At 60.0% G+C, this 22,635-nt stretch carries 23 protein-coding genes and 1 tRNA gene; 12 read left to right on the plus strand and 12 right to left on the minus strand.

Annotated elements, in window-relative coordinates; translation table 11 throughout:
* Positions 1-13 precede the first annotated feature (13 nt).
* The 3 genes from gltX to CWI75_RS09465 all read left to right on the plus strand — a co-directional run bounded on the left by gltX (position 14) and on the right by CWI75_RS09465 (position 3,078).
* Entirely contained in the window at positions 14-1,519 is a 1,506-nt protein-coding gene (gene gltX, locus CWI75_RS09455) for a glutamate--tRNA ligase (protein ID WP_101521252.1), read from the plus strand.
* On the plus strand, positions 1,520-2,923 hold the full coding sequence (locus tag CWI75_RS09460) for an L-serine ammonia-lyase (protein ID WP_101521253.1): 1,404 nt from the start codon (positions 1,520-1,522) through the stop codon (positions 2,921-2,923). It begins immediately after the preceding gene.
* Positions 2,924-3,002: 79 nt separating this feature from the next.
* Positions 3,003-3,078, plus strand: a tRNA-Ala gene (locus CWI75_RS09465).
* Between the two features lie 329 nt (positions 3,079-3,407).
* Here CWI75_RS09465 and CWI75_RS09470 read toward each other — a convergent pair.
* From CWI75_RS09470 to CWI75_RS09510, 9 genes are read right to left on the minus strand one after another with little or no spacing between them, the layout of a single operon-like run.
* On the minus strand, positions 3,408-5,096 hold the full coding sequence (locus CWI75_RS09470) for a Na(+)/H(+) antiporter subunit D (protein WP_101521254.1): 1,689 nt from the start codon (positions 5,094-5,096) through the stop codon (positions 3,408-3,410).
* Positions 5,089-5,337 (minus strand): hypothetical protein, encoded by a 249-nt coding sequence (locus CWI75_RS09475; protein ID WP_101521255.1) that lies wholly within the window; start codon positions 5,335-5,337, stop codon positions 5,089-5,091. Before CWI75_RS09475 ends, CWI75_RS09470 begins: the two co-directional genes overlap by 8 nt.
* Positions 5,334-6,800, minus strand: coding sequence for a monovalent cation/H+ antiporter subunit D family protein (locus tag CWI75_RS09480; RefSeq protein WP_206604686.1), 1,467 nt, complete (start codon positions 6,798-6,800; stop codon positions 5,334-5,336). Before CWI75_RS09480 ends, CWI75_RS09475 begins: the two co-directional genes overlap by 4 nt.
* Positions 6,800-8,287, minus strand: a complete 1,488-nt coding sequence (locus CWI75_RS09485; RefSeq protein WP_241521158.1) for a monovalent cation/H+ antiporter subunit D family protein — start codon at positions 8,285-8,287, stop codon at positions 6,800-6,802. Before CWI75_RS09485 ends, CWI75_RS09480 begins: the two co-directional genes overlap by 1 nt.
* Positions 8,287-8,646, minus strand: coding sequence for a cation:proton antiporter subunit C (locus CWI75_RS09490; RefSeq protein ID WP_101521258.1), 360 nt, complete (start codon positions 8,644-8,646; stop codon positions 8,287-8,289). Before CWI75_RS09490 ends, CWI75_RS09485 begins: the two co-directional genes overlap by 1 nt.
* Positions 8,647-8,652: 6 nt before the next feature.
* Complete coding sequence (locus CWI75_RS09495; protein ID WP_206604687.1) at positions 8,653-9,630, minus strand: DUF4040 domain-containing protein; 978 nt, start codon at positions 9,628-9,630, stop codon at positions 8,653-8,655.
* Positions 9,627-9,977 (minus strand): monovalent cation/H(+) antiporter subunit G, encoded by a 351-nt coding sequence (mnhG, locus tag CWI75_RS09500; RefSeq protein ID WP_101521259.1) that lies wholly within the window; start codon positions 9,975-9,977, stop codon positions 9,627-9,629. Before mnhG ends, CWI75_RS09495 begins: the two co-directional genes overlap by 4 nt.
* On the minus strand, positions 9,974-10,285 hold the full coding sequence (locus CWI75_RS09505) for an MrpF/PhaF family protein (protein ID WP_101521260.1): 312 nt from the start codon (positions 10,283-10,285) through the stop codon (positions 9,974-9,976). Before CWI75_RS09505 ends, mnhG begins: the two co-directional genes overlap by 4 nt.
* A complete protein-coding gene (locus tag CWI75_RS09510) occupies positions 10,285-10,764 on the minus strand; it encodes a Na+/H+ antiporter subunit E (RefSeq protein WP_101521261.1) in 480 nt (159 codons plus the stop codon). Before CWI75_RS09510 ends, CWI75_RS09505 begins: the two co-directional genes overlap by 1 nt.
* A gap of 149 nt (positions 10,765-10,913) precedes the next feature.
* On the opposite strand from CWI75_RS09510, the gene CWI75_RS09515 reads away from it, so the two are divergent.
* Positions 10,914-11,780 carry a PA4780 family RIO1-like protein kinase gene (locus CWI75_RS09515; RefSeq protein ID WP_101521262.1) on the plus strand — a complete coding sequence of 289 codons (867 nt, stop codon included), beginning with the start codon at positions 10,914-10,916 and terminating at the stop codon, positions 11,778-11,780.
* A gap of 18 nt (positions 11,781-11,798) precedes the next feature.
* Here the strand turns inward: CWI75_RS09515 and CWI75_RS09520 are convergent, their stop codons facing one another.
* Positions 11,799-12,707: a VOC family protein gene (locus CWI75_RS09520; RefSeq protein WP_101521263.1), complete on the minus strand. Its 909-nt coding sequence runs from the start codon at positions 12,705-12,707 to the stop codon at positions 11,799-11,801.
* A 272-nt stretch (positions 12,708-12,979) separates the two neighbouring features.
* Between CWI75_RS09520 and CWI75_RS18525 the strand changes: the two genes are divergently transcribed.
* From CWI75_RS18525 to CWI75_RS09560, 8 genes are read left to right on the plus strand one after another with little or no spacing between them, the layout of a single operon-like run.
* A complete protein-coding gene (locus CWI75_RS18525; RefSeq protein ID WP_101521264.1) occupies positions 12,980-13,429 on the plus strand; it encodes a Zn-ribbon domain-containing OB-fold protein in 450 nt (149 codons plus the stop codon).
* Positions 13,430-13,431: 2 nt separating this feature from the next.
* Positions 13,432-13,947: a Zn-ribbon domain-containing OB-fold protein gene (locus tag CWI75_RS18530; RefSeq protein WP_101521265.1), complete on the plus strand. Its 516-nt coding sequence runs from the start codon at positions 13,432-13,434 to the stop codon at positions 13,945-13,947.
* 3 nt (positions 13,948-13,950) lie between these two features.
* Positions 13,951-15,009 (plus strand): lipid-transfer protein, encoded by a 1,059-nt coding sequence (locus CWI75_RS09535; protein ID WP_101521266.1) that lies wholly within the window; start codon positions 13,951-13,953, stop codon positions 15,007-15,009.
* Positions 15,009-16,169: a thiolase domain-containing protein gene (locus tag CWI75_RS09540; RefSeq protein ID WP_101521267.1), complete on the plus strand. Its 1,161-nt coding sequence runs from the start codon at positions 15,009-15,011 to the stop codon at positions 16,167-16,169. Before CWI75_RS09535 ends, CWI75_RS09540 begins: the two co-directional genes overlap by 1 nt.
* 34 nt (positions 16,170-16,203) lie before the next feature.
* Positions 16,204-17,832, plus strand: a complete 1,629-nt coding sequence (locus tag CWI75_RS09545) for an acyl-CoA synthetase (protein WP_101521268.1) — start codon at positions 16,204-16,206, stop codon at positions 17,830-17,832.
* Between the two features lie 19 nt (positions 17,833-17,851).
* A complete protein-coding gene (locus tag CWI75_RS09550) occupies positions 17,852-18,670 on the plus strand; it encodes a crotonase/enoyl-CoA hydratase family protein (RefSeq protein ID WP_101521269.1) in 819 nt (272 codons plus the stop codon).
* Between the two features lie 26 nt (positions 18,671-18,696).
* The gene (locus tag CWI75_RS09555; protein WP_101521270.1) at positions 18,697-19,371 is read left to right on the plus strand and encodes a nitroreductase; all 675 of its coding nucleotides are present in this window, start codon (positions 18,697-18,699) and stop codon (positions 19,369-19,371) included.
* A gap of 12 nt (positions 19,372-19,383) precedes the next feature.
* Positions 19,384-20,166: an enoyl-CoA hydratase/isomerase family protein gene (locus CWI75_RS09560; RefSeq protein ID WP_101521271.1), complete on the plus strand. Its 783-nt coding sequence runs from the start codon at positions 19,384-19,386 to the stop codon at positions 20,164-20,166.
* A 48-nt stretch (positions 20,167-20,214) separates the two neighbouring features.
* Here CWI75_RS09560 and ribB read toward each other — a convergent pair whose 3' ends face one another.
* Together ribB and CWI75_RS09570 are read right to left on the minus strand one after the other, a co-directional pair.
* Positions 20,215-21,327 (minus strand): 3,4-dihydroxy-2-butanone-4-phosphate synthase, encoded by a 1,113-nt coding sequence (gene ribB / locus CWI75_RS09565; RefSeq protein ID WP_101521272.1) that lies wholly within the window; start codon positions 21,325-21,327, stop codon positions 20,215-20,217.
* A gap of 52 nt (positions 21,328-21,379) precedes the next feature.
* Complete coding sequence (locus CWI75_RS09570; protein ID WP_101521273.1) at positions 21,380-22,561, minus strand: acetyl-CoA C-acyltransferase; 1,182 nt, start codon at positions 22,559-22,561, stop codon at positions 21,380-21,382.
* Between the last annotated feature and the right edge of the window lie 74 nt (positions 22,562-22,635).

Consider the following 22,635-nt stretch of genomic DNA (forward strand, 5'->3'; position numbering starts at 1 on the left):
GCCCGGAATCATCATGACTGTTCGTACCCGTATCGCGCCTTCGCCTACCGGCGACCCACACGTTGGCACCGCTTATATCGCCCTGTTCAACCTCTGTTTTGCCCGCGCCCACGGTGGCGAATTCATTCTGCGCATCGAGGATACCGATCAGCTGCGGAGCACGCCTGCGTCCGAGCGGGCCATCCTCGACTCATTGCGCTGGCTGGGCCTGGAGTGGGATGAGGGGCCGGATATCGGTGGTGCCTGCGGTCCTTACCGGCAAAGTGAGCGCATGGAGATCTATGGTGAATATGCACTGCAGCTGGTAAAGCAGGGCAATGCCTTTGTCTGCTATCGCACCCCGGAAGAACTCGAGCAGCTGCGCGAACAACGCAAGGCCGCGGGCAATAGCACGGCACTGAAACCCTCGGATCTGGCGCTGCCCGGGGAAGAGGTCGCCAGGCGCAGTGACGCCGGCATGCCCTATGTTATCCGCATGATGGTGCCCGAGGGTGAGGGTAGCTGCGCCGTTGAAGACCTGTTGCGCGGCACCATCGAGCTGGACTGGAGCATGGTGGATGCCCAGATTCTGCTCAAATCCGACGGCATGCCCACTTATCACCTTGCCAATGTGGTGGATGATCACCTGATGGGTATTACCCATGTACTGCGCGGGGAAGAGTGGATTAATTCGGCGCCCAAGCACCTGTTGTTGTATCAGTATTTCGGCTGGGACCTGCCGGTGTTCTGCCACCTGCCGCTATTGCGCAACCCGGATAAATCGAAGCTCAGCAAACGCAAAAACCCGACCAGTATTCTCTACTACCAGCGCATGGGCTTTTTGCCGGAGGCCCTGCTCAATTACCTGGGGCGCATGGGCTGGTCCATGCCCGATGAGAGTGAAAAATTCTCCCTGCCGCAGATGCTGGAGAATTTTGATATCCACCGTGTTTCCCTGGGCGGACCCATTTTTGATGTGGACAAGCTGCGTTGGCTGAACGGCCTGTGGATACGCGAAGACCTCAGCCAGGAACAGTTGGCGCAGCGTCTGGTGAGCTGGGCTTACAACGCCGACAACCTGATGCAGGTGCTGCCCCACGCTCAGCAACGGCTGGAAACCCTCAGTGACTTTGCGCCCCTGGCGGCGTTCCTGGTATCGGGGACGCTACCGATCACCCCGGCGTCGTTCGCCGAGGTGAAAGGCGAGCCCGAGGACCTGATTGCCAATATGCAGTTTGCCTTGTGGCGGCTGGAAGCAATCCGCGAATGGGATCGTGATGCCGTTTGGGAGGCCCTCAAAGACCTGGCAAATGCCCGGGGTTACAAGATCAAGGATTTTCTGGCACCTTTGTTTGTCGCCATAGCCGGTTCCAGCGCCTCGTTTTCGGTGGTGGATTCCATGGCGATGATCGGGCCGGACATGAGCCGCATGCGTATCCGTCATGCCATTGACGTGCTTGGCGGGGTATCCAAAAAAGCGGCCAAACGGCTGGAAAAAGAGTATCAGCAACTGGCACCTGGCGGAACGGCGCGCGAGTAAATGGCAATCAGCGCGTTCGATCTGTTTAAAGTCGGCATTGGTCCCTCCAGTTCTCACACCGTAGGGCCGATGAACGCGGCCCGGCGATTTGCCGTTGAACTGCAGGTGTCCGGGTTACTCGCACGCTGCTCGCGGATTACTGCCGAGCTCTATGGCTCGCTGGGCGCAACCGGGGCGGGGCATGGCTCTCCCAAGGCGGTGATCCTCGGCCTTGAGGGCGAGACGCCGGAAACGGTAGTGGTTGAGGAGATTGCTGATCGGGTAAGGGGCATTCGCGAAGGCGCCCGGTTACACATACTGGGCGAGTACCCGATCGACTTCAGCTATCGCAATGACCTGGTCATGCACCGCGAAGAGACATTACCCTGGCACTCCAATGGTATGCGTTTTACGGGCTTCGACGCATCTGGCGAGCCCATGCTGGAGAGAGTGTATTACTCGGTCGGTGGGGGCTTTGTGGTGGATGAGACGGCGGCGGAGGGCGGTGACCCCGTAGTCGATGATCCCACGGAGCAACCCTATCCGTTCACTACCGCCGGGGAATTATTACAACAGTGCAAGAACAGCGGGCTGTCGATCAGTGGGCTGATGCTCGAGAATGAGAAAGTCTGGCGCAGTGAGGCCGAAATTCACGCCGGGCTACTGGCCCTGTGGCGAGAGATGGATGCCTGCATTGAACGCGGCTGTCGCGGCGATGGCGTGATGCCCGGCGGCCTCAAGGTCAGGCGCCGCGCTGCGGCCCTGTACCGGCAACTTGAAAGCCATACCGGTGGCCTCCGGGATCCCTCGCTGAACACCCTGGACTGGGTCACTCTGTATGCCCTGGCGGTGAATGAGGAAAATGCCATGGGCGGGCGTATTGTAACCGCGCCCACCAACGGTGCAGCCGGCATTATCCCTGCGGTACTGAAGTACTACCTCAAGCACTGCGAGGGGGCCAGCGAGTGCGATGTTACCCGCTATCTGCTCACCGCCGCAGCCATCGGTATCCTGTACAAGATCAACGCCTCGATTTCCGGCGCCGAGGTGGGTTGCCAGGGCGAGGTCGGCTCTGCCTGCTCCATGGCCGCAGGAGCGCTTGCAGACGCCCTGGGCGGCACTCCGGAGCAAGTGGAGAACGCCGCAGAGATCGGCATGGAACACAACCTGGGGCTCACCTGTGACCCTGTGGGCGGTTTAGTGCAGGTGCCCTGTATCGAACGCAATGCCATGGGGGCGATCAAGGCCATCAGTGCCGCCCGCATGGCCCTTCGTGGCAGCGGTGAACACTATGTCTCCCTGGACCAGGTGATCAAGACCATGCGCGATACCGGTCGCGACATGCAGGACAAATACAAGGAGACCTCGCGCGGTGGTCTGGCGGTGAATGTATTGGAAGTGCCGGTCAATTTTGTCGATTGCTAGTGCCGAATTCCGTACCTGCCCAAGATAGGCTTGACAGCCGGATGCACCCTCACTAGAATTCGCGTCCTCAGAGAATTACGGGGCTATAGCTCAGCTGGGAGAGCGCAACACTGGCAGTGTTGAGGTCTGCGGTTCGATCCCGCATAGCTCCACCATCCAAGAACCCTGAACTGAAAAGTTCGGGGTTTTTTTTTAATACCGCGGTACAACGGGCAGGCCTTCCTGCGCAGACGGTCCGCGCAGGGTGGCCTGCCCGTTCGATCCCGCATAGCTCCACCACTCAAGAAACCCTGAACCGAAAGGTTCGGGGTTTTTTTTGGGAACCGCGGTCCAACGGGCAGGCCTTCCTGCGCAGACGGTCTGCGACGGATGGCCGCCCCGCCGGAAGGCCGGACCCTCGATCCCGCATAGCTCCACCAAAAAGATAAACCCCTGCCGCAAGGTCAGGGGTTTTTTTTGGTTCGGCGGTCGGCGATTCTACGCTCTACATCAGGTAGTAGAACACCACATACATCATCAGCAGTAGCGCTATCCACAGCGCCGTGGTGCCAATTTCCCAGGAGCGGCCCAGGGGGCCATGGGATCCCATGGTGTTGCGTATGGAGTTACCGGCGCTGCCCACCAGGGATTGAAGCCGCTGTTGCCCGGCGCTTATCAGCGGCCGGCTTAGCCTTGCGCTGATACGGGCCAGGGCGGGCAACCCGCGCCGCCACAGCCAGTCGACGTCCAGGGAGATGGTGCGTGTGCGTTGCATCCACGGCAACAGCAGGAAGAAGGCCAGTCCCGAGAACAGCAACAGCTGCAAGTACATCAGTACCTTGCCCATCTTGTAGGGTACGTAGTCCACTGCATAGGGGAGCAGCGGGTAAAGCAGTTCCGGAAATATGCCGAGGAGAATACACAGGCCGGCAAAGAACACCATGGCGATGGTCATATTCCAGGGCGCGTCCTTGGGCCGCAGACCGGAATCCTTCTGGAAGAAAACAAACCACGGAAACTTGATACCGGCGTGCAGGAATACCCCGGCAGAGGCCGCCGCCAGCAGGAAATAAACCGCCACCAGGCTCTCGTCCATGGCCGCTTGTGAAATCATGGTTTTGGTCGTGAAACCGGAGGTCAGCGGAAAGCTGGAGATGGCGAGGGCACCGATCACCCCGCACACCATGGTTACCGGCATGGTCCGGAACAGGCCACCCACGTCGGTGCACAGGGTTTTGCCGGTGCGCATCACTACTACGCCCGCACTCATGAACAACAGCGCTTTGTAAATGATGTGGGCGAAAGCGTGTGCCGCCGCCCCGTTAATCGCCATCTCGGTACCGATGCCAACCGCCACCACCATGAAGCCCACTTGGTTGACAATGGAAAATGCCAGGATACGGCGGATGTCGTTTTCAAGAAGGGCGTAGATAATCCCGTAGAACACCATGAACAGGCCCACGCCGATCAGCACCGGTTCACCCGGAAACAGCAGAATCAGCGCCAGGATAGCGGTCTTGGTAGTGAAGGCGGATAAAAACACCGAACCACTGGGGCTGGCGGTAGGGTAGGCGTCTGACAACCAGGCAGATACCGGGGGCGCAGCGGCGTTAATCAGGATGCCGATCAGAATCATCCAGGTACTGAAGTCGGTGGCCAGCAGGGGACGAATATCCAGTGAGCCGGTGTTGACCATGAGGCCCTCAATACCCACCTTGAGCACGACGCCACCCAGCAGGTGCATGATGGCGTAACGGATACCGGCTGCCCGGGCCGCTTCGGTGCCTCCGCACCACACGACAACAGTAGAAAACAGCGCCATCAATTCCCAGTACACAAAAAGAGTCAGCAGGTCACCCGCAAAACACACGCCAATGGCGCCCGCCGCATAGAATTGTGCGGCGACCAGCTCCGTGCGTCGTGCGGTGTTAAACGCAAACACCGCCCCGGTGGCCGCCATAATGGCAAAAATCGTCGCAAACAGGCGCCGTACCGGGCTGCCCTCAACCAGCTCCAGTGGATACCCAAGGAAGGCGCCGCGCAGGACCACCCCGTCGGGTATCTGCCAGATCATGTACAGGCAGATCAATGGCGCGGTGATTACCACCGCAGCGCGCAGGCCCTTCGAGCTGATCAGGAAGGTAAGAAGGGCGCCGGCAATCAGGGCCAGGGCGGGGGGCAACATCTCAAACATCGTAGTAATCTTCCGGCCGTTTGAGCAGCTTGCCGAGCAGTTTGGCGGCGAAGACCATTAACACGCAGCTGAAAAAACCAAATGCGGCACCAAAACCAAACCAGCCATCGACGCCGAAGTGGCCCTTGATGGGGATAAGCCACTGCAGGGCTACGGTCAAGGCCAGTAAGATGCTGCCAATCCACCATAACCGGCGGATGGTTGCCGGGCGAGTCAGCCAGTGGTTATCCGGTGTGGTCATAGCGGCAGGCTCTCCACAAGTTGGCCTTCAAGGTCCAGCAGTGGCTGGTTGAAGAAAAAGAACAGGATAGTGAGACCCGCGGTCACGCTCAGGGCAAGCAGAATGGCTCCGGGTGCCTCGCCATGATCCATGTCGACGCCTGTTGCCGGAGGACTGAGCCAGGCGAAATAGATAATCGGCAAAAAGTACATGGCATTGAGGGCGGTGCTGGCAATAATGGTAAAAATGGCCAGGTAGTTTTCGGCCTGGAAAGCCCCCGCCAGAATAAACCACTTGGACACGAAACCCGCGGTAGGGGGCACCCCGATCATGCTCAGCGCGCCGATGGTGAACGCCGCCATGGTAATGGGCATGCGCCGGCCTATTCCCGCCAGCTGCCACAGCTCTGTCTTGTGGGAGGCGGTGTAGATAGCCCCGGCCGCGAAGAACAGGGTGATTTTACCAAAGGCATGGGCCGCAATATGCACTGCGGCGCCAATCTCGGCCAGTGGCTTGAGAATCACCGTGGCCATGATCACATAGGACAACTGCGCGATGGTGGAGTAGGCCAGCATGCGCTTGAGATTGGTCTGGTAGAGTGCCACCACACTCGCCGTGATAATGGTGAACGCCGCCATGTACTGCAGCCACTGTGCGCTGGGCTGGCTGAACAGGAAATCCACGCCAAAGATGTAAATGATGATCTTGGTAACACTGAACACACCGGCCTTGACCACGGCCACCGCGTGCAACAGGGCGCTGACGGGTGTTGGTGCCACCATGGCCGCCGGCAGCCAGCGATGCATCGGCATCACCGCGGCCTTGCCGATGCCGAACACAAACAGGCCCAGCAGCAGGCCGACGGCGGCACCTTCCAGTTTGCCTTCAATAATGCCGCCCACGGTGAAATCGGTGGTCCCGGCAATCACATAGGTCCAGATGATGGCCGGCAGCAGCAAGCCAATGGAAGTGGCCAACAGCACCCCCAGGTAGATCCGTGCGGAGGCGATGGTTTTGGCATCGCCCTTGTGGGCCACCAGCGGGTAAGTAGAGAGGGTGAGAATTTCATAAAACAGAAACAGGGTGAACAGGTTGTCGGCGAGGGCAATGCCCATGGCGGCGGCGATGGCCAGTGCAAAACAGACATAAAAACGGGTCTGGTTTTTTTCCCTATTGCCTCGCATATAGCCGATGGAATAAATCGTGTTGATGATCCACAGGAACGACGCGATGCAGGCAAACATCATCCCCAGTGGCTCCAGCGACAGGGCCAGCGACAAACCCGGCAAAGGTTCCGACAGGGTGATCTGGGGCCGTGCGCCATCACTGATGGCGGGAAACCAGGAAAACACGAGGATGGCCAGGGACACCGCGGTCACCAGGCTCACCGCCTCCCGAATGTTGGGCCAGCGTCCGCTAAAGGCGATGACTATTGCGCCCAGCAGAGGTAACAGCAACATTAAAGGCAGGGTATATTCAGGCATCAAAACAGGCCTCCAAGCAGTGTTTCAGTGCCACTGCGGGCCAGGGCCAGGGGCAACTGCGGGAACAGGCCAAAGTAGATGTTCGCCAGCGCCGCAAACCAGATCAGGCAACGCAGGGGCCGGCTGACCTCCATCGGTACAACCTCGCCGCCGGGAGGCTCACTGTAATAAGCCAGTTCCACGAATCGCCACAAGTAGACAACCGCCATCAGTGAACTGATGACAATGGCCGCAACGAGCGCCGCGCCCCAGCCATCCCAGCCAATTACCGCAACGACCAGGTACCACTTGCTGATGAAACCTGCGGTACCGGGCACACCGACCAGGCTCAGCCCCGCCACCAGGAAGGCTGCCATCGTCCAGGGCATGCGTTTACCGATACCCCTGAGGCTGTCCATTGAGGCACTGCCACTGGTTAATACAAACGCCACTACACACAGGAACAACGTGCCCTTGGCCAGGGCATGATTGAACATGTGCAGCAACGCTGCCATCAACCCGGCCTCGGAGGTAAGACCGGCGGCCAAGGCGATGTAGCCGATCTGGGCGACGGAGGAAAAGGCCAGCATGGTCTTCAGGTTGGTCTGGAATATGGCAATCGCCGAAGCCAGCACAATACCCGCCAGCGCCAGCGGAATAATGAAAACCCCGAACAGGTCGGTATGCCCGGGCAGGTTGCCGTGAAACACTTCGAAATTGAAGCGTAACAGAACGTAGATCACCACCTTGGTAGAGCAGGCTGCGATGAATACGGTTGCCGCATTGGGGGCGTAGGTATAGGCGCGGGGCAGCCAGACATGAAGGGGGAATATCGCCGCCTTGAGTGCCAGCCCGATGGTGATGAACCCCGCTGCAATGACGATGGGGCGGGTCTCTGTCACCTCATCCAGGCGCAGCGCGATATCGGCAAAGTTCAGGGTACCGGTCATCATGTACAGGAAGCCGACGCCGATCAGGTAAAACGTGGCGCCGATGGTGCCGATAATCAGGTATTTGAATACCGCAGACAGCGCCCGGCGATCGCGCCCCCCGGCAATCAGCACGTAGGTCGCGAGTGCGGAGATTTCCATGAAGACAAAGACATTGAAGGCGTCGCCGGCTACGGCAATGCCGCACAATCCGGCCATGGAAATCAGCCAGGCGCCATAGAACATGGGCGCGCGACGATTATCGATATCCTTGCGCAGGGACAGGCGCCCGCCGGCCAGCGCCAGGGAAGAAGCACCGGTAATCAACAGTAATACCAGGGCACTCAAGCCGTCCACGGTGAGGCCGATGCCCATCGGTGGCAGCCAGCCGCCGACGGCATAGTGTTGGGTGCCGGTCTCCAGCACCGTTGCAGTGAGCAGCATGGCCAGGCCCAGGGAACACAGGCTGGCCAGCAACGCCACCAGCCAGGCCAGGAAACCGGTGCGCAGCAGAATGACGAGGGGCGCCGTCAGCAGCGGCAGGGCAACCTGCAGGGCCGGAAGATGGTCAGCGAGCATCACGCTTTACGATCCAGTGCCAGGATCTCGTCGTCCTCAATGGTGCCGTACTCTTCATAGAGACGCACAACAATAGCCAGCCCGAGTGCGGTCGTGGAAATGCCAACCACAATCGCGGTGAGGATAAGTACCTGGGGCAGCGGATTGGAGAAAACCTGCCCGCTCACACCCGCCTGCACAATGGGTGCGGTACCGCCTTCAATCTTGCTCATGGTGATGAAAAACAGGAATACGGCCGACTGGAAAATAGCCAGTGCCATGATTTTCTTGACCAGGTTGTGTTTGGTGATGAGCGCGTACAGACCGATCACCAACAGGATCGCGAATACCCAATAATTGAAAAGACCCAGGAATTTCATGGCAACTCAGTCTCTGGCGGCGAACGCGTGAAAAATGGATAACAAAACCCCGGTGACGGTGAGTCCCACCCCGAGTTCGATAACAATAATACCGATATGCTGCCCGGTAACAGGATTGTCAGCCAGCACCGAGTACTCCAGAAACTGGCCGCCCATGGCAATGCCCAGCAGGCCGACGCTACCGTACAACAGTGCGCCACCAGCGCTCATCCACAGCAACACGTGCGGTGGGATCACGGCCAGCGCTTTATCTTCACCACGGACCAGGGCGTACAGGATCATCCCGGCCACAAAAATGGCGCCTGCCTGAAAACCGCCGCCGGGACTGTATTCACCATGAAACTGTATAAAGAGGGCAAATAGCAGGATAAAGGGCGCCAGCATCCTGGCAATCACTTTGGGGATAAGATAATGGCTTAGCCCCTGCGGCGGGTCGGTATGCAGCCGGGAAAAAGGTTTGCCGCGGCCGCCGCCCAGCAGGAACATCACCCCGATGCCCGCAGTGAGCACTACAAAGACTTCGCCAAGGGTGTCATAGCCACGGTAACTGGCGAGTACCGCGGTAACGATATTGGGGATGTCCACCAGCTCGGGTGTATTTTCGATATACCATGGCGCCACATGCGTTTGGGCCGGCGCCGTCGGGTCGCCCAGGGAGGGCTGGCCAAAAGAAGCGTAAATCATCAGCAACGCGATTATCGCCACCACAATAATGGCAATCGGCCGCACCGGGCGCGCCCTGGCTTCGGTAGAGGGTGTGAGCTTGAGTCCCGCCAGCAACAACACGGTGGCCACACCGGCGCCCACTGCCGCTTCCGTCAACGCCACATCGGCGGCATCCAGCAGGAAAAAATTCAACGCCATCAACAGGCTGAAAATACCGCTGAGCATGACACCGGAAAAGAGGTCTGTGGAGCGCACGATAGCGACTGCGGTTATTACCAGCAGCAACAGCAGGAAAACGCCGATCAGCAGGGTTGTCACGCGGAATCCTCCTCCTGGTTTATGACACCGGCCCGGGTCGTGGCATCCATTTCTGCGGGACGCAATCCCGCGAGCAGCGCCGCATTGGCAAGGGCATAACTGGCCGTGGGTGAGGTCACCATCAAGAACAGCAGTACGGCTGCCAGTTTGATTGTCACCAGCGAGAGGCCGGCCTGGAGCATCAGCCCACCCAGCACGAGTACCGGCCCAAGAGAGTCGGTGAGACTGGCGCCATGAATGCGGGTATAAAAGTCGGGCATTCTCAGTGCCCCGATTCCGCCCGCCAGCACAAACAGGCTGCCCAGGACAACCAGCGCTCCGGACACGATCTCCACTGCGCCATTCATGGTTGACGGTCTCCGCTGTGCTCATCACCCGACTCTGTGCCACTGTGACTCTGGTTGCGAAGGTGATGCTGGTGACTGAACCAGAGCACCGCGAGTACACCGATAAAGTTGATCAGGGCATAGGCCAGCGCCAGGTCCAGGAAATCGGTTCGCCCCATGGCAAAGGCCATTACTGCTATCAGCAACACCGTTTTGGTGCCGAACATGTTCACTGCCAGTACGCGGTCGTAGACGCTGGGACCGAGCAGGGCGCGGGCCAGGGCCAGGGCCATGGTGACCAGGATGGCGATAGCGGCAATAAGCAGCATCAGTCCGGGTCCACGCGGGCAACGCGCCGGGACATGGCCCCGGCCTGCAGTGATTGGGCGGCCGCTGCAGTCAGGCAGTGAGCGGTGATTTTGTTATCATCAATATCGATTGTCAGGGTACCCGGTGTCAGCGTAATGGAATTGCCGAGGAGGGCGAGTGCGAATTTATTCGACGCCTGCGCATCCACTTCAACGAGTACGGGAGACAGCGCGGAGCGGGGGCCCAGCACCAGGCGCAGTACCTGTATATTGGAAACCACCATTTGCCCCAGCAACCACAGCCAGTAATGCGGTAGCCGGTACGCCAGCCGCCAGTTGTATTTCTGCTGGTCCGGTTCTGCCATACGCAGCATCAGCCAGGCCACCAGGGCGCAGGAAAGAATACCCAGTTGCAGCACAGGGGTCTTGTAAAGTCCGCCCCACAGCAACCACACCGTGAACAGGGCAACGATAACAAGCAGCAGCCTCAATAGGCGCATAGAAGTTTTGCTCCGGGCGAAAAAGCCGGAATGATACCTTAACGTCGTGAGTCTATGCCACCGGTGTCGACCAATACAGCGTATGCCGGATGGGGTGCCGGCGGTTTTATGGTAGACTGGGGCATGTTTTACTACCCGGGTTTCCCTTTATGAAAGTACCGTCTCGCCTGCAACCCCTGGTTGAGGACGGCCTGATCGACGATGTCTTGTATCCCCTCATGAGCGGCAAGGAGGCGGATATTTTTGTCGTGCGCTGCGGGCGCGATATACGCTGTGCAAAAATCTACAAGGAAGCGTACAAACGCAGTTTCAAAAAAGCGGCCACCTACACCGAGGGGCGCAAGGTGCGTAACAGTCGCCGCGCCCGGGCGATGGAGCGCGGCTCCAGCTATGGTCGCAAGCAGCAGGAAGAGGTCTGGCAGAATGCCGAGGTTGATGCGCTGTACCGGCTGGCGGCGGCGGATGTGCGGGTACCCCAGCCCTACGGCTGTTTTGACGGCGTTCTGCTGATGGAACTCATCACCGATGAAGAAGGCGATGTGGCGCCGCGTCTGGGCGATGTCACCATGTCCGCGGAGCAGGCGCTGGAAGACCACGCCGTGCTGGTGAACTACGTCGTACGGATGCTGTGCGCCGGTCTGGTGCACGGCGATTTGTCGGAGTTTAACGTGCTGGTGGACCCGCAGGGGCCGGTGATTATCGACCTGCCCCAGGCGGTGGACGCTGCCGCCAATAACAACGCCCGGGCCATGCTGTTGCGCGATGTGCGCAAGGTTACCGAATACTATGGCCTGTTTGCCCCGGAGCTGCTCGACAGCCACTACGGTGAAGAAATCTGGGAGCTGTATGAGGAGGGGGAGCTAAGCCCCGAGCGTGTTCTTACCGGCCAGATTGAACAGGACGATACCCCCGCGGACGTGGATTCCGTCATGCTCGAAATCAAGGCCGCCCTGGAGGAAGAGCAGGAGCGCCAGGAACGCATGCGCGAAGCCGAACTGGGCCCGGACGCAGACTAGTGGGCCCGGGCGCAGGCTTCAGCTGCCGGGAAACTGGTATTCATGGCCCCAGAGGTCGCCAACGGTGCTCACAGTGGGTGTGTAGGTAGACCAGTCCACCAGCAAGCCGTCATAGCCATATTCAATGGCGATACCACCGGGTGCCAGAACATAGAAAGAGCACATGTTGTCGTTCACGTGGCGGCCCATGCTGGCCAGGATCGTGTGGCCGGCAGCCCGGGCGCGGTCCAGTGCCCGGCCCACTTCATCCAGCGTCTCCACCTCGACCATCACGTGCACTACACCACCGGGGTAAGGGTGGTTGTAGAGAGCCAGTGAGTGCTGGCGCGGGTTATCCGCATGCAGGAACAGGATACTGGTCTCGGGTGCTCCCTCGGGCATGGGTGGGTACAGCAAATCACTGACTCCCATACCCAGCAAATCGATATAGAAAGCGGCCGCTGCATCGCTATCGGGTGCGGGTAACACCGCGTGGCCAAAGCCCAGGTCGCCACCGTATTCATCCCCGGTGATAAAGCGCCGCACACCCGCAGGCGAGATCAGCGGCGTGTAATCGAGACGACGACCATAGAACAATTCCAGGTTGTTGCCGCAAGGGTCCTGCAGGCTGACGAATCCGGTCACACAGCGTCGCGCCGCAGCGTCACTGTCACCTTCCTCAAGTGTGTAGCCTGCCTCGCGCAGACGTTCGCACAGGGCCAGCCAGTCGGTTTTGCTGCGACACTCCAGGCCGCAGGCCAGCAGGCCGTCTTCGGCCCCCGGCTCGAGCATAAAGCGAAACGGATGGTCGTCCATGCGCAGGAAGCGCGCCCCCAGCGAGTCTTCGCGCTTGGCGTCCATCAGGCCAAGAATATCGGTGCCAAAGCTCATCCAGGCTGGAATGTCGGTACTGGCAATCCTGAGATAGCCGATGGTTGCAATGGACATGATGTGGTCTCCGTAATTGTAAAATACTGGCAGCCCAGCCGCGTTTGTAATGGCTGTTGGCTTGGGGTGCACTCATCTTACGGTGCTTTGTTCGCAGCCGACAGCGTAAACGCAAGCAAGCACAGTGCTGGTATAAACAGTAAAACCCAATCCGGCGGATGCCAAAGGTGATCAGAAATGTCACTGGCTTTGTTCTATTGCGTCATTGAGCTGGCCCCTGCACTGTTCAATACTCATGCCCTCAACCTTGAACGCGCACGGAGCGGTGTCTTATGCAAGCGACCGAACACCTGAGCCAGACTTTCGAGCTCGGTTTTACGTATACCCGATCTACCGGCCCGGTGGTGGGGCGGTTTTTGACCGGCCTGCGGGACCGGCGCATTATCGGCAACCGCGGCAGTGACGGCCGTGTCCTGGTGCCACCGGTTGAGTACGATCCGGTGACCGCCGCAGCGCTGGACGAGTTTGTCGAAGTGGGCGAGGAGGGCACCCTGGTGAGCTGGTGCTGGGTCAATGAACCACGGGCAGCACATCCGCTGGCCAAACCCTTTGCGTGGGCCATGGTACAGCTCGATGGCGCCGATGTGGCGATGATCCACTGCCTGGAAGCTCCCGGCGAAGATGCTCTGGCAACCGGAGCCCGGGTAAAAGTCAGCTGGGCCGCCGAGACCATCGGTTTTATCACCGATATTCGCTGTTTTACCCTGCTAGAGGAGGCGTAACCGTGGCTGAGCAGAAAGAGCCGGTTACCGGCATAAAATCCCCGGTCTACCTGCATTACCGATTCACCGCGGGCAAGGCGCCAACACGCTTCCTGACGCGGCTCAAGGAGGGGGTGCTCACAGGCCAGCGCTGTCCCCGCTGCAGTAATGTCTATATCCCGCCACGAGGCTCCTGTCCCGCCTGCGGAGTTGCCACCGAAGAGGAGGTGACGCTGGGTAACAAAGCCACCGTGCAGTCGTTCACCATCGTTTCCATCCCGATTCCGGGCAACATTATCGAGCCTCCCTATGTGGTCGCCAATCTGGTACTGGACGGCGCCAATATCGCCTTCATACACCTGCTCAGTGAATGTGTTAACGAAGAGATTCATATCGGCCAGCGGGTGCAGGCGGTATGGAAACCCAGCGAGGAGTGGGATTATGCAATGGATAACATTCTTTATTTCAAACCGCTGGATGAGCCCGATGTACCCGTGGACCAGATTGGCCATATTCCGATCAGCGGGTGGAGGAGCTAACGTATGCGTGATATAGCCGTTGTTGCTTTCAGCCAGTCCATCTGCGTCGCCGACGCCGGCGCCGTCAATGAGGTAGAGCTCATTATGCCGCAGTTGCAGGCGGTGTATGACCAGCTTGGTCTGGCCAGTGCCCAGGACGTGGATTTTGTCTGCTCCGGGAGCTGTGACTACCTGCAGGGCGCGGCATTTGCCTTCGTCGCCGGGGTTGATGCCCTCGGCGCGGTACCACCCATCCGCGAATCCCACGTGGAAATGGATGCCGCCTGGGCGCTGTATGAATCCATGCTTAAAATCCGTATGGGGCATGCGGATTCCGCGCTCATTTACGGGTTCTCCAAGTCGTCCCCCGGGGAATTACCCATTGTTTTGTCCCAGCGACTGGACCCTTACTACCTGGCTCCGCTGTGGCTGGATATCGTATCCCTTGCCGCCCTGCAGGCCCGAATGCTCCTGGACAGGGGGCTTGTCAGCGAACGCGAGATGGCCGAGGTGGTGGTGCGTTCCCGGCGCAACGCCATGGCGAACCCGCAGGCTCAGTTGGCGGGAGAGGTGTCCGTTGAAGCATTGCTGGCCGAGCCTGCATTCGTCGCGCCGTTGCGGCGTACGGATTGTTGCCCGGTATCCGACGGCGCCGCCGCCATGGTGATCGCCACGGTAGAGCAGGCGCAAGCCTGGGGTAAACCCTACGCCCTCATTACCGGCATTGATCATCGCATTGAGAACCACAACCCGTGTCTGCGTGACCTGACCGATTCGGTCTCCACGCGACAGGCGGCGGAGGCTGCCGGCGTTGCCGGTGGCGCGGTTGATATCGCCGAAATCCACGCCCCCTTCAGCCACCAGGAAATTCTTTTGCAGCGCGCACTGGGGCTGGGCGGGGACACCGTCATCAACCCCAGCGGCGGCGTCCTGGCGGGAAACCTTATGATGGCGTCGGGCTTGGCTCGAGTGGGTGAAGTGTTCCGCCGCATTGTTGCCGGGGAGGCCCGTCGCGGTGTGGCTCACGCCACCAGCGGCCCCTGCCTGCAACACAACCTGGTTGCTGTTCTGGAGGGCGTGTAATGGCTGAATTGGCTGCAGTGGTCGGCATTGGCCAGACCCGTTATAAAACCCGGCGCGGCGACGTCTCCATGGCCGGTCTGCTGCGCGAAGCCGTAGACCGTGCGCTGGTGGACGCCGGCGTTGAATTCGCGGATATTGACGCGGTGATTATCGGCAAGGCGCCGGACATGTTTGAAGGTGTGGTCATGCCGGAAAGCTATCTCGCGGATGCCCTTGGCGCTGTCGGCAAACCGATGATGCGGGTGCACACCGCCGGTTCTGTGGGTGGCTCCACAGCGCTGGTGGCGGCCTCCCACGTCCAGAGCGGAACTTTCAAGCGGGTGCTTGCCGTCACCTACGAAAAGCAGTCCGAGTCCAATGCCATGTGGGCGCTGTCCACGCCGCAACCGTTTGCGGTGCATCTGAACGCCGGGGCCGGGGGTTATTTCGCGCCGATTATCCGGGAATATATCCGTCGTTCAGGTGCGCCGTATAACGTTGGCATCAAGGTTGCCGTGAAAGACCGCCTGCACGGTGCGCGCAATCCTCTGGCGCATCTGCAGCTGCCCGATATTACCGAGCAGGAAGTCGAGGACTCGATGATGCTCTGGGACCCACTGCGCTTCCTGGAAGCCTGTCCCTCATCGGATGGTGCCTGCGCCATGGTTATTTCCGCTGCCGACAGCGTCACCGGCACCAAGCCGCCGGCCTGGATTCGCGGCGGCGCGATGCGCTCCGAGCCCACCATGTTTGCGGGCAGGGAAGAGGTTAGTCCAAGGGCTGGCCGCGACTGCGCAGCGGATGTCTATGCCCAGGCCGGCATCACCCATCCGCGCAAGGATCTCGATTGCGCTGAAATCTATGTACCCTTCAGCTGGTATGAGCCGATGTGGCTGGAGAACCTGGGTTTTGCCGGGGAGGGCGAGGGCTGGAAGCTGACCATGGAGGGAGCCACGTCCCTGGATGCAGGAGGTGATATTCCCTGGAACTGTTCCGGTGGTGTACTGTGTTCAAACCCGATTGGCGCATCGGGTATGATACGTTTTGCCGAGGCCGCGCGGCAGGTGCGGGGCGATGCCGGAAACCACCAGGTGGAAGGTGCCCGCCTGGCAATGGGGCATGCCTATGGCGGTGGTGCGCAATTTTTTGCAATGTGGGTAGTTGGCGCGGACAAGCCCTGACCTCACACGGTTATTCACGCCACGGAGATAATAAATGGCCAGGCATTTTAACATTGCGGACCTGTTTGAACTGGTTGCGGACCGGGTACCGGATCGTGAGGCGCTCGTCTGTGGCAGCCAGCGGGCCACCTACCGTAAACTGGATGAGCGTGCCAATCGCATGGCCCATTACCTGCGCAGTCGCGGCATCGGGCCGGGAGACCATGTAGGGCTCTACCTGTATAACTGCAACGAGTATATCGAGGGCATGCTGGCCTGCTTCAAGCTCAGGGCAGTACCCATCAATATCAACTACCGTTACGTAGAGGAAGAGCTGTCTTATATCTTCAACAACGCCGAGCTGGTTGCCTGTATACACCACCGGGCGTTTGCGCCACATATAGCCGAGGTTCACGCCAGCGCCGGGCGCCTGACCACGCTGGTCTATGTCGATGATGGCAGCGCTGCGGACACCGACACCATTGGTAGCGTCGACTACGAAACCGCCCTGGCGGGCCAGAATGCCCAACGCGACTTCGCTGAACGCGCGGACGATGACCTGTTCATCCTCTACACCGGCGGCACCACCGGCCTGCCCAAGGGCGTTATGTGGCCGCATAAAAACGTGTTTCATGCGGCGATGGGCGGCGGCGGCTATTTCCATCCCGACGGCGTGATCACCGAGCCCGAACAGATTGCCGACCGGATCGGCGACTTCGTTATCGTCGGCATTGCCCTGGCGCCGTTAATGCACGGTGCCTGCTGGTGGTATGCCTGTATCCAGTTACTGGCCGGCAACACCCTGGTACTCAATCCCTCTCACCACCTGGACGGCGCCGAGGTCTGGGACATCGTCGAGCGCGAACATATCAATTCCATCACCATAGTCGGCGACGCCATGGCGGTGCCACTACTGGATGCACTGGATGATAATCCGGGCCGCTGGAACCTGGGCAGCGTATTTGTGGTCGGCTCCGGTGGCGCGGTGTTTTCAACCAGCAAACAGGAAGCCTTTAGAAAACACCTGCCCAATGTCATGCTCAGGAACAGCTTCGGTTCATCCGAGTCCGGTGCCATGGGTGCAGACAGCGGCGGCAAGGCGGGGCAGGGCCTTGGCAACGTGCCCCGCGATCCATTCATGTCCGTAATCGCCCAAGCGGAAAACGGCTCCCATTACGAAGTCAGTCCCGGTGAGAAGGGCATTTTTGCCCGCAGTGGCCACATTCCAGTGGGCTATTACAATGACCCGGTAAAAACCGCGGAGACTTTTGTTACTGTTGAGGGCAAAACCTGGTTGCTCACCGGCGATGAAGCAAGGCTGGAGGAAGACGACACCATCACCGTGTTTGGCCGCGGCTCCAACTGCATCAATAGTGGCGGCGAAAAGATTTTTCCGGAAGAGGTGGAGCAGGCGCTGAAGAACCACCCGGCGGTGTTCGATTGCCTGGTGGTGGCCACACCGGACGAACGCCTGGGCAGTAAGGTGACCGCAGTGGTGGCCACCCGGAATAACCTGCCACTGGACCTTGCCGCGCTGCAAAATGAGGCCCGCAAACACATTGCCGGCTACAAAGTGCCGCGGGAACTGCATATTGTTACCGAGGTGCCGCGCGCGCCCAGCGGCAAACCCGCGTACCCCAAAGCCCTGGAAATAGCGCTATCGGGCAGCCACCGTATCAGCTAGACAAGTGGAGTAAATAATCTTGCAGGAACTCGAAATCAGTACCCCAAGCTGCCTGGTGCAGCAAGACGGTGCAGTCCTGGTGGTGACACTGAATCGACCGGAGGCGAAGAATGCCTTCAATCCGGCCATGTTGCTGGGTATGTACCGGGCCTGGCGTCGTCTGGACGAAGACCCCGTCCTGCGCTGCGCCATCCTTACCGCCAATGGCGACACCTTTTGTGCAGGCATGGATCTCAAGGCCGGCGCCGATGGAGACCAGGGCGCCAGCGAAGAATTCATGGCCCTGATGGGCACCGTGCCCAACCTTCACTGGCAGGCACTGTTGCGTGACAATCGCCCGAATAAACCACTGATCCTGGCCGTGGAAGGTTATGCCCTGGCCGGCGGTACCGAGATCCTCCAGGGCACGGATATTCGCGTTGCCGCAGATAATGCCGTATTTGGTGTTACCGAAGTCGCCCGGGGGTTGTATCCTATGGCCGGGTCCACCGTGCGCCTGCGCCGGCAGATTCCCTACTGCCTGGCGGCAGAGATGCTGTTGTGTGGCGAGCATATCAGCGCGCGGCAGGCGCTGGACTGGGGGCTGGTCAATAAACTGGTCGCCCCGGGCGCAACCCTGGCCGCCGCCCGGGAGTACGCGGCCAAAATCTGTGCCAATGCCCCGCTGGCGGTGGCTGCGGTTACCCGCTCGCTGCGCGAACACCAGGAGTGCATGGCGGAAGACGACGCCATGCTGGCCTCGGATGCACTCGCCGGGCCGGTCTTCGCCTCGGCCGATGCCAAAGAAGGCATGCGCGCCTTCAAGGAAAAACGTCCCGCACAGTTCAGGGGCGAATAACCCACCATTTGTCACGGAACCAATACATGTCTGATCACGCACAAGCCTTCAGTGCTGTTGTTGCGCAACGTCGCTCGCTGAGAGCCTTTTTGCCGGAACCGGTTGCCCCGGAGACCCTGCGAGCCATTTTCGAGGACGCGGCGAGAGCGCCGAGTAATTGTAATACCCAGCCATGGGTGGTCCACCTGGTGTCCGGAGAGACGCTGGAGCGCCTTCGGCAGAAGCTCCCTGCGGACTTTATGGCCGGCCGGATGAGTATGGATTTCCCCTACGACGGCAAGTATGAAGGTGTTTACAAGGAGCGGCAGTACGGTGCCGCCCAGGCATTATACGACGCGATGGATATTCCCCGGGAAGAGAAAGCTCGCCGCCACGAAGCGTTCATGCGCAACTTCACCTTCTTTGACGCACCGCATGTCGCCTTCCTGTTTTTACCGGAACCCTTCGGTCTTCGCGAAGCCGCGGACCTGGGCATGTTTGCCCAGACCCTGATGCTGTCGATGTCCGCCCATGGGCTGGGTTCCTGTCCGCAAACCGCACTCAGTTTCCAGGTTGATTTGCTGCGCGAGGAACTTGGCGTGCAGCCCGAGCACAAGCTCCTGTTCGGCATCTCCTTTGGCCACCCGGACCCGGACGCGCCCGCCAACCAATGCGTTACCAAGCGTGCGGCGCTGGACGACTTCGTGATATTTCACCACTAACGGACAACTGCAATGGTCTCTTCTTCATTACCGGAATCGCTTCTGCAGGAACAGGTCGGGCGGGTACGGGTGCTGACGCTGAACCGTCCGCAAAAGAAAAATGCCATCAACGATGCGCTGTGGATTGCCATTCGCGAAGCGTTCAGGTCCGCCGCTGAGGACGAGAGCGTGGCCTGTGTGGTGCTTACCGGGGCCGGCGACAGTTTCAGTGCCGGGGTCGACCTGTCCAGTTTCGGCGGCACTCCGGGCGAGGAACCGCATCCGTTTGAGAGTGCGGCGCGGGCAGTGGCGGAATTTGACAAGCCGCTGCTGGTGGCTGCCCGGGGAGTCGCCGTGGGCGGGGGCGCGACAGTCCTGTTCCACGCCGATGTTGTTTACGCAGGTGCCAGTTTGCGCCTGCGACTGCCCTTTGCCAGCCTGGGACTGGCCCCGGAATGGGCGAGCAGTTATATGTTGCAGGCGAATATAGGTGCGCAGCGAGCCGCAGAATTGTTTTACACGGCTGAGTGGATTAATGCGGAGAAGGCACTGGCGTTGGGTATTGTTGCACATGTTGTCGACGACGCCGACTTGCTGGACTACGCGATGGAACGGGCCCGCCAGATTGCCCAGTGGCCGGTAAGCTCGCTGCGGGAAATAAAGCACTGCCTGCGGTTGCCGCACAGGGCGGCGATCGATGCCGCCTTTGTCGCCGAAGAGGCGGCGATGGCCCGTCAGGCTGGATCTGCGGATAACATCGAAGCTCTCACTGCCTTCCTCGAAAAACGCCCCCCTCGCTGGGACTCTTCTGATTGAGGCCCCGAGATACGCGTATTTTGCGCGAAACTCCGGGCTCTCTTCGCTTCAGGGCTGGATGAACTCGGTCACTTCGAGGTTAAAGCCGGAGAGGGCGTTGAAGCGTATCGGCGCCGACATCAGCCGCATCTTGCCGATTCCCAGGCGCTTCAGGATTTGTGCGCCGGTGCCGATCACCCGGTAATTACCGATGCCGTCGTAACTGCTGCCAGCCACACTCTGGGTCGCGGGGAACTCGATAACCTCTGCCAGGGCCTGCCGGGCGCTGAACGGCTGTCCGATCAGGACCAGGGCACCGCTGCCCTCAGCGGCGATACATTGTAACGCGCGGCGACAGGACCAGCCGGGAGTTTCATCGGCAATCAGGGTGCTGAATACATCGCGCAGTACATTCAGGGTTTGTACCCGTACCGGGGTTGCCGAGTCCTCGACGGCTGTACCCAGGGTGAGCGCGTAATGCAGGGTATCGTCAATCAGGTCGCTGAAGGTGTGCAACTGGAATTCGCCGAATTCGGTGAGTACGGGTTTGCTGTCGGCAAGCTCCACGGACTGCTCGTGCAGCGAGCGGTATTCGATCAGGTCAGCGATGGTACCCATGCGCAAGCCGTGATGCTCGGCAAAGACCTCCAGCTGTGGACGCCGCGCCATGGTACCGTCCTCATTCATGATCTCGACGATCAGCGCCGCCGGCTCAAAGCCTGCCATGCGGGCAAGGTCAACCCCCGCTTCGGTATGCCCGGCGCGGCGTAATACGCCGCCGGATTTTGCCACCAGGGGGAAGATATGGCCCGGCTGGGTGATATCCCGGGGTTTTGCATCCGCGGCCACCGCGGACCGCACCGTGTGGGCGCGCTGGATTGAGCTGATGCCCGGCCCCTTGCGCTCGGCGGCGTCAATGGACACGGTGAAATTGGTTTCGTGCTGGGAGCGGTTGTCGCGCACCATCAGTGGCAACCGCAATTGCCGCGCCCGCTGTTCAGTGATCGGCATGCAGATCAGGCCACAAGCCTCGCTGGCAAAAAACGTGATGATTTCCGGTGTCACCGCTTCCGCGGCAACAATCAGGTCGCCTTCATTTTCCCGGTCCTCGTCATCCATGAGGATAACCATCTTGCCGGCGCGAATGTCGTCGAGAATGTCAGGGATACTGCTCAGTGCCATGGGCGCCTCAGGATTCGGCGGGGAGTCCCCGCCGGGTCGTGTTCAGAGTGGATCAGATCAGTTCTATTGCAACCGCAGTGGCCTCGCCGCCACCAATACACAGGGCTGCCACGCCGCGCTTTTTACCCTGCTTTTGCAGGGCGTACATCAGGCTGACGATAATGCGCGACCCGGTGGAACCGATAGGATGGCCCTGGGCACAGGCACCGCCATGCACGTTGACTTTGGCGTGGTCCAGGCCCAGGTCCTGCATTGCGAGCATGGTCACCATGGCGAAGGCTTCGTTGATTTCAAACAGGTCAACATCCGCCACGCTCCAGCCTGTCCTGGCGAACAGTTTGTTAATCGCACCAATCGGCGCAATCGTGAACTCGGAGGGATGCTGGCTATGGCGGGCATGGGCAACAATCCGGGCCATCGGTTGCAGGCTGCGGCGCTCGGCTTCGCTGGCTGACATCAATACCAGGGCACTGGCGCCGTCGGAAATCGAGCTGCTGTTGGCGGCGGTAATCGTCCCCTCTTTGGCAAACGCGGGACGCAGATTCGGAATTTTTTCAACGGCGGCCTTGTGCGGTTGCTCGTCATCGCTGACAACGGTGTCGCCACCGCGGCCTCGCACCGTTACCGGGGCAATTTCAGCGGCCAGGGAGCCATCATCGATGGCTGTTTTTGCGCGATTCAGTGACTCAATGGCAAAGGCGTCCATTTGTTCCCGGGTAAGCCCGCGCGAGTCGGCCGTTTCCTGGGCAAAACTGCCCATTGCGCGCCCGCTATCGGCGTCTTCCAGGCCATCGATAAACATGTGGTCCATCAGTTTGGCGTGGCCACTGCGCACGCCACCGCGAGCGCCGGGAAGCAGGTGCGGCGCGTTGGTCATGCTCTCCATGCCACCGGTGACAACAACCTGGTTGGTACCGGCAACGATACTGTCGTAGCCAAAAATGGTCGCTTGCATGCCGCTGCCGCACAGCTTGTTGAGCGTGACAGCGCCGGCTGCATCAGGAATGCCCGCACCGCGGGCAGCCTGGCGTGCCGGACCCTGCTTGAGCCCAGCGGGTAGCACGCAGCCCATGAAAATTTCATCAATATCGGTCGCGGCCACGCCGCTGCGCTCGAGGGCAGCGGCGATAGCGGTGCTGCCCAGTTCCGGTGCGGTTACGGCAGACAAACTGCCCTGGAGGCCGCCCATCGGGGTGCGGGCGCCGCTGACGATAACGACAGATTCCTGGCTCATAGAATACACTTCCGGCTGATTACTAAAACGTGTGATACGGGCGGGACGCAATCCCGGCCCTTGAGTAAAGCGGG

Origin of the sequence: Kineobactrum sediminis (genome assembly GCF_002868715.1) — a bacterium.
Taxonomy (GTDB): Bacteria; Pseudomonadota; Gammaproteobacteria; order Pseudomonadales; family Halieaceae; genus Kineobactrum; species Kineobactrum sediminis.

Coding starts and splice junctions, on each gene's coding strand:
- CWI75_RS09515 (WP_101521262.1), top strand. CDS start 10,914: ATGAAAGTACCGTCTCGCCTGCAACCCCTGGTTGAGGACGGCCTGATC.
- CWI75_RS09470 (WP_101521254.1), bottom strand. CDS start 5,096: ATGTTTGAGATGTTGCCCCCCGCCCTGGCCCTGATTGCCGGCGCCCTT.
- CWI75_RS09480 (WP_206604686.1), bottom strand. CDS start 6,800: ATGCCTGAATATACCCTGCCTTTAATGTTGCTGTTACCTCTGCTGGGC.
- CWI75_RS18525 (WP_101521264.1), top strand. CDS start 12,980: ATGCAAGCGACCGAACACCTGAGCCAGACTTTCGAGCTCGGTTTTACG.
- CWI75_RS09460 (WP_101521253.1), top strand. CDS start 1,520: ATGGCAATCAGCGCGTTCGATCTGTTTAAAGTCGGCATTGGTCCCTCC.
- CWI75_RS09510 (WP_101521261.1), bottom strand. CDS start 10,764: ATGCGCCTATTGAGGCTGCTGCTTGTTATCGTTGCCCTGTTCACGGTG.
- gltX (WP_101521252.1), top strand. CDS start 14: ATGACTGTTCGTACCCGTATCGCGCCTTCGCCTACCGGCGACCCACAC.
- mnhG (WP_101521259.1), bottom strand. CDS start 9,977: ATGAATGGCGCAGTGGAGATCGTGTCCGGAGCGCTGGTTGTCCTGGGC.
- ribB (WP_101521272.1), bottom strand. CDS start 21,327: ATGGCACTGAGCAGTATCCCTGACATTCTCGACGACATTCGCGCCGGC.
- CWI75_RS09485 (WP_241521158.1), bottom strand. CDS start 8,287: ATGCTCGCTGACCATCTTCCGGCCCTGCAGGTTGCCCTGCCGCTGCTG.
- CWI75_RS09520 (WP_101521263.1), bottom strand. CDS start 12,707: ATGTCCATTGCAACCATCGGCTATCTCAGGATTGCCAGTACCGACATT.
- CWI75_RS09540 (WP_101521267.1), top strand. CDS start 15,009: ATGGCTGAATTGGCTGCAGTGGTCGGCATTGGCCAGACCCGTTATAAA.
- CWI75_RS09535 (WP_101521266.1), top strand. CDS start 13,951: ATGCGTGATATAGCCGTTGTTGCTTTCAGCCAGTCCATCTGCGTCGCC.
- CWI75_RS09570 (WP_101521273.1), bottom strand. CDS start 22,561: ATGAGCCAGGAATCTGTCGTTATCGTCAGCGGCGCCCGCACCCCGATG.
- CWI75_RS09545 (WP_101521268.1), top strand. CDS start 16,204: ATGGCCAGGCATTTTAACATTGCGGACCTGTTTGAACTGGTTGCGGAC.
- CWI75_RS09505 (WP_101521260.1), bottom strand. CDS start 10,285: ATGCTGCTTATTGCCGCTATCGCCATCCTGGTCACCATGGCCCTGGCC.
- CWI75_RS09555 (WP_101521270.1), top strand. CDS start 18,697: ATGTCTGATCACGCACAAGCCTTCAGTGCTGTTGTTGCGCAACGTCGC.
- CWI75_RS09490 (WP_101521258.1), bottom strand. CDS start 8,646: ATGAAATTCCTGGGTCTTTTCAATTATTGGGTATTCGCGATCCTGTTG.
- CWI75_RS09475 (WP_101521255.1), bottom strand. CDS start 5,337: ATGACCACACCGGATAACCACTGGCTGACTCGCCCGGCAACCATCCGC.
- CWI75_RS09560 (WP_101521271.1), top strand. CDS start 19,384: ATGGTCTCTTCTTCATTACCGGAATCGCTTCTGCAGGAACAGGTCGGG.